General features: G+C 64.3%; 3 protein-coding genes (1 of these 3 only partly in view). 2 read left to right on the forward strand and 1 reads right to left on the reverse strand.

Translation table 11 applies throughout. The features are described from left to right. Positions 1-78: the 3' end of an MFS transporter gene (locus ACFFAR_RS27460; protein ID WP_375508843.1), read on the forward strand. Its footprint begins 1,203 nt before the window's first position; the window shows 78 of its 1,281 coding nt (coding positions 1,204-1,281); the start codon falls outside the window, past its left edge; the stop codon is at positions 76-78. 178 nt (positions 79-256) lie between these two features. After that, positions 257-1,003, forward strand: coding sequence for a GntR family transcriptional regulator (locus tag ACFFAR_RS27465; protein WP_062000968.1), 747 nt, complete (start codon positions 257-259; stop codon positions 1,001-1,003). A 3-nt stretch (positions 1,004-1,006) separates the two neighbouring features. Here ACFFAR_RS27465 and ACFFAR_RS27470 read toward each other — a convergent pair. After that, on the reverse strand, positions 1,007-2,316 hold a 1,310-nt coding region (locus tag ACFFAR_RS27470; protein WP_375508844.1), incomplete at its 5' end, for a CoA transferase.

A 2,316-nucleotide genomic window follows, 5' to 3' on the forward strand; every position in this document is an offset into this window, starting at 1 on the left:
TCGGCGGCGGGCGTGGCGCTCACCGTCGGGTTGTACATGCGCACCGGGCGCGGCCTGGGCGGTGCGGCCACCGCCTGACGGTTTTCGCGGTTGGCATCGCGCGTTGAGAGCGTCCGCTTCGGCGGACGTTTCGCATTGATCGGCAGCGTTCTGCGCCATTCCACGCCGCCTGATGGTTTCTGCTTACGAACGAAAGCAAACCGCCGTTGCGCCGCTTGTCTTAGAATCGCCGCTTGGTCCTCACTTCCTGCGCAATATGAACTCCACATCGGAAGACCGCTGGCGCGACTTGCGCCCGGACCCGGACAGTGACACTCCGCTTTATCTGCAACTCGCCCGCAAGCTCGGCAATGCGATCCACGATAACCGATGGAACGCGGGCGAAGCATTGCCATCCGAACGCGTGCTGTCGGAGGCGCTCGGGGTATCGCGCATCACCTCGCGCAAAGCCATCGCCCTCCTGGTAGAACAAGGACTCATACGGCGCACGCAAGGCGCGGGTTCGTTCATCACGCCGCGCTACGAAGACCCGCTTTCGCGTTTGTCGAGCTTCAGCGAAATGCTGCGCAGACGTGGATTTACACCCGGATCGCAGTGGCTTTCGCGCGTGATCGAACCCGCGAATCGCGACGAAGTGATCCAGCTCGGGTTATCGCCGGCGGCGGCCGTTGCGCGCTTGAGGCGCTTGCGTACGGCCGATGGCATCGTCATGGCGGTCGAGAATTCGACCTTTCCGGCAGCGCTGATTCCCGACCCGGACGCAATCGGCGATTCGCTCTACAGCTTTCTGGAACAGCGGAACTTGTCTATCGTGCGGGCCTTGCAGCATTTTCGCGCGGTGAATGCGAGCGATGAAATCGCGACGCAGATGGGCATCGCGCCACACGATGCGTTGCTGCTGATCACGCGCGTAGGTTATACGGCCGATCAGCGCCCGATCGAACTCACCGATACCTACTGCCGCAACGATTACTACGACTTCGTTGCGGAGTTGCGGAAGTAACCATCACGTCCAGCGCGGCTCGTCCGAACCGATCTCGACCGGCGGCGAGGGCCAGAATGGCGGCGTCATCGACATACGCTCGGGCGGCTGCGTGAGCGTAAGCGACCCGAACGGCGACTCGATGGTTTGAAGCACATCGCGGACGTCATCGATATTCGGATCGTGGATCTTTTGCCCGTCTTCGATCAAACCCATCGATTGCAGCCAGCGCCCGGTCCCAGCCAGCGATACCCGCACATGCCAGCTTCCGCCCTCCTCGGCGCGGCGTTGCAACGCGGTCATTGCGCCGAATGCCGCGAGATAGCCGGTCGCGTGATCGAGCGCCTGACACGGCAGATGACGCGGCTTCGTCTGGCCGGCGGCCTGGGCTTCGGTCCACGCAATACCGCTCGCCGACTGCACGAGGCTGTCGAAGCCACGGCGCTGCGACCACGGCCCCTTGTGTCCATACGCCGATACCGTCACGTACACGATCCCCGGCCGTTTTAGCGCGGCTTCCTCAGGGCCGAAGCCTTTGGCCTCGAGCGCGCCGGGCCTGTAGCCCTGCAGGAACACATCGGCGTCTTTCAGCAGCGCGCGCAAGGCGGTCCGGCCGGTTTCATCGCGCAGATCGAGGGTGGCGGAGCGTTTGCCGCGGCCGTTGTCGATGACCAAAGGCGCAATGTTCGGCAGATGCGGACCGTTGATCAGGAGGACATCGGCGCCGTGTTCGGCGAGCGTGCGACCCGCCACCGGACCCGCGATGATGCGGCTCAGATCGAGCACCCGAACGCCGGACAGAGGCCGCTTGCCATTGCCAACGGGTTCAGGCGGTGCATCGCCAAGTCTGGTGATTTCAAGCAGCGGCGTTTCGGCGATCGCGCGGGCTTGCGGCAGCATCGACCATTCTTCCGGCGTGCGGATCAGCGCGGCGCAGAGGCCGGCGTCGGCGAGGGCTTCGTCGAGCGTGGCGCCCTCCCAGTGGCGGATCGCCTCGCTGACGCCGGCGTGATCGTTGGCGCATCCAAGCAATTTCACCACGCCATCACGATGATGCTTGAAGTTCGTGTGAAGCTGGATCCAGCGGTCATCGCGCGTTTCGTAGAAGCCCATCAGCGGATCGCGCAGCTCGGGCGCGCTATCTGCGTTGATGCGCAAGTAGCGTTCGCTGCGAAATGCGACTGCTGCGCGGCGGGCATCGAGTTCGACCTGCTGCATCTGGCCCGTGCGCTGCCGGAAGCATTCGGCGGCGGCCAATGCGGAGGCTCCAATACTCGCCGATGCCAGCGCGCTCACCCGATACACCGACGGCAACTGCCGCTCGTCGCCGGAGA

The organism is uncultured Caballeronia sp. (genome assembly GCF_964243625.1).
GTDB lineage: Bacteria > Pseudomonadota > Gammaproteobacteria > Burkholderiales > Burkholderiaceae > Caballeronia.